General features: G+C 55.0%; 2 protein-coding genes. Both read left to right on the forward strand.

All coding sequences use genetic code 11. The features are described from left to right. The first annotated feature begins 63 nt into the window (after positions 1 to 63). Positions 64 to 909: an urease accessory protein UreD gene (locus tag A1355_RS09625; protein WP_064027416.1), complete on the forward strand. Its 846-nt coding sequence runs from the start codon at positions 64 to 66 to the stop codon at positions 907 to 909. A 2-nt stretch (positions 910 to 911) separates the two neighbouring features. Next, positions 912 to 1,116, forward strand: a 205-nt coding sequence (locus tag A1355_RS26100) for a hypothetical protein (RefSeq protein ID WP_231883627.1), incomplete at its 3' end; no start/stop codon positions are given.

The following is a 1,116-nucleotide window of genomic DNA, read 5'->3' on the forward strand; positions in this document are numbered from 1 at the left end:
TCCTGAGCTTGTCGAAGGGCACGCAAAATAAGGTTTCGAACCCTGAACAACTAACAGATTCAAATGAGTAACGAGCTCGCGGAGAAACAGTTTTGTAGTCAATCGTTCAGCCACTGGGAAGCCGAACTCACTTTAGGTTTCGCCCCACGTGGATCCAAAACCGCCCTGGTCAACCGCGCCCACCGTGGCCCGTTGACCGTGCAGCGCCCCTTCTACCCCGAAGGCGGCGTCTGCCATGTGTACTTGCTACACCCGCCCGGTGGCGTGGTGGCCGGCGATCAATTAAGCATTACAGCCACTGTCGAACCCGATGCGCAAGCACTAATCACCACCCCAGCCGCCGGCAAGTTTTATCGTAGCGGCGGCGGCGAAGCGCGGCAAAACGTCAATCTCAGCGTCGCCGACGGCGCCAGCCTGGAATGGCTACCGCAGGAAACCATCGTTTACGAAGGTGCGCGCTTAAATTCCAGCATGAATATCGATTTGGCCGAACACGCCCGCTTCATCGGCTGGGAAATATTAGCCTTGGGCCGCCCGGCTGCTGGTGAAGGCTTCGATAACGGGGCAGCCACTTTAAGCTGGCGCATCAGTCGTGCCGGGCGCATGGTTTACATGGAACGCTTGCATCTGGATGCTGAAGCGTTTCAAGCCCGTTGGGGTTTGTTTGGGCATTCGGCGTGTGGAACGCTGTTTGTTTATCCGGCTACGGCTTTGCAGTTGGCGGCTGTGCAGGAATTGATTGGCGATGAGGCTAATCGCGGGGTGACTTTGATTGAGGGTTTGTTGATTTGTCGGGGCTTGGATAGGCGGGCGGATTTGTTGAAGGGGTTTTTTGAAAGGGTTTGGGGATTGGTGCGTGGGGATGTGGTTGGTAAGGCCGTTTGTGCGCCGAGGATTTGGGCGACATAAGAATGTTTGTTTTGTCTGGTGTCGTCTTATCGACTTGGAGCGGTCTGAATGAACACGTCATTCCGGCATGGATTGCCGGAATCCAGAAGCCATGGATGGCCTCGAGTTGGGGTTTAGTGTCGCTAACGCGACGGCTTTTTTTAATGTCGGGTCTCGGCCCGACAGCCGAGATACTTTCTTTTGTTTGGCCAAAAGAAAGTATCCAAA

It is taken from the genome of Methylomonas koyamae, assembly GCF_001644025.1.
GTDB classification, from domain to species: domain Bacteria; phylum Pseudomonadota; class Gammaproteobacteria; order Methylococcales; family Methylomonadaceae; genus Methylomonas; species Methylomonas koyamae_A.